At 32.8% G+C, this 1,835-nt stretch carries 4 protein-coding genes; all 4 read left to right on the top strand.

Annotation, left to right across the window (positions count from 1 at the left end; all coding sequences use genetic code 11):
• Positions 1-624: tRNA nucleotidyltransferase/poly(A) polymerase family protein (locus tag VK998_RS02505; protein WP_325225110.1), on the top strand; the 624-nt coding region annotated here is incomplete at its 5' end.
• The gene (locus tag VK998_RS02500; protein WP_325225108.1) at positions 621-1,082 is read left to right on the top strand and encodes a hypothetical protein; all 462 of its coding nucleotides are present in this window, start codon (positions 621-623) and stop codon (positions 1,080-1,082) included. The genes VK998_RS02505 and VK998_RS02500, both read left to right, overlap by 4 nt.
• Positions 1,069-1,533, top strand: a complete 465-nt coding sequence (locus tag VK998_RS02495) for a hypothetical protein (RefSeq protein ID WP_325225106.1) — start codon at positions 1,069-1,071, stop codon at positions 1,531-1,533. Before VK998_RS02500 ends, VK998_RS02495 begins: the two co-directional genes overlap by 14 nt.
• Before the next feature lie 19 nt (positions 1,534-1,552).
• On the top strand, positions 1,553-1,835 hold a 283-nt coding region (locus VK998_RS02490), incomplete at its 3' end, for a hypothetical protein (RefSeq protein WP_325225103.1).

Genomic DNA, 1,835 nt, shown 5'->3' with positions numbered 1-1,835 from the left:
GATGTAGATATAACTACGGGTGATTCTGGGGTTCACGATTTATCTAGACACCTAGCTATTAAATTAGGTCCTTATGCTGATTATGTTGAAATGCCCGATGGCCACTCATCTATTCATCTTGAAGATATTAAATTAGATTTTTCTAGTAATTTTAAAATTCCTGGCATTGTAAATATACTTCGCCGAGCTGGAATTAATAACCCTACTGAAATGCAAAAAGAGCTTTATTCTCGAGATTTTACATGCAATACCGCCTTAATGACAATGGATTTAAAAACTATTTTAGATCCTACAGGTTTGGCTATTGAAGATATTAAAAATAAAATCATAAGAACTTGTTTATCGCCTGAAATAACTTTAGGATATGATAATAAAAGAATAATTAGAATAGTATATTTATCTGCTAAACTTGGTTTTGAAATTTCAGATGATATTGTTGAATGGGTTAGGGAAAATGGAGAGTTAGTTAATAATTCTAGCAGAGAATATTTAACAAAAAAAATAAATAAAGCAATGGAATTAGATACTCAAAAGACTGTAGAAATAATCGAGCTACTAAAATTATGGGATCACTTACCACCGGTACCAGAACTAGCTCCATATATGATTAAAGGAGTAGTATGAGTCGCTTAGGAGAAGCTTTAGAAAATTACCAAGGTAATCTAACTGTAGTTGAGTTAGCGCGTCAAGCTGATGGTAAGGGGTATAAACAGAGTGGCGTAGAAAAGAAAGTTCCACAGGGTTTACACAGAGTAGATCTAGATGTTAGACCTATTGGTGATAACGACGTTATTTTTAAAAACTACGATTATGGTGAATACATGCCTAAAAAAAAGAAAAAAGAAACTTCTACCCATGTTCAAACTAGACCTTACCCAAATCCTATATTTGAAAATTATGATTATGGTGGCTCAGAAGAGGGAAGCGAGATAAGTCCGGGACGGGGTCTTTATCATGGTAAAATGGATAAATATAAAAGCGTCGCAGATTTTCTAGAAAAGAAAAGAAAAGCAAGAAAAAAAAGAAAACAAGCTATGAAAGAATTATTTAATTTTATCGTTTTAGGTTATGAAAAAGAATAAAACATTATTAAAATTAGCAGTTATCAGATCTGATGGAGAAGCTCCTTGTCCTTTTGGTTTGGATATACCAGAGGCGTGTCAAACTGTAGGAAAAGCTATTTATCAAATGGCGCCTTTAGAAGCTTTTCCGGAAGCATCTTCAGAAGAATTGGATACAATTTCTAATAACAATCAAGAATTATTTTTGTGGACAGCTTCAGGAGAAAAATGTCCTTTTGCTAGAGAGGTTTTTAGCACTAGTGTTCAATGTAGTTTTCATCTTGATTTACAAACACATCCTCCAGTCGGATCTCCTTATTACTATAAGCATTTTTCTGGAACAACTAGTTTAGATGGCGCTTTTAGTTTTCCAATGGGTTATTATGCTGATACCTCTATTGATAGAGGTATGTATTATGGAGATTTTTCTTTTGAAAGCATGGGAGAAGATAATGACGACCAAAAAAAATAAATCACCTTGGAGGTTGTATATGTCAGGGGAACCTGGTGACGAAGGATATTATCTCCACTCTTTAAGTAAGAAAAAACAATGGTTTGGACCTTTTAAAAGCAAAAATATTGCTGAATTTTTCAATTTAATATCTTTTGCAGATCCTAAATCTCCAACTTTAATGGAAGATTTGCAAAAAAATATTAAAAAAAGAAAAAGAGTCAAAGATCCTCAACATCCAAGTCAATTATTTGCATCTCATTCTAAATTTGGTATCTGGTGGAGAAGAGTTTTTGATTGCCCATTAACCTTAGATATACTAA

This window comes from Schnuerera sp. (assembly GCF_035459645.1).
Classification (GTDB): Bacteria; Bacillota; Clostridia; order Tissierellales; family Tepidimicrobiaceae; genus Schnuerera.
Note: the sequence above shows the minus strand (reverse complement) of the source record. Positions and strands in the feature narration are given on the sequence as shown.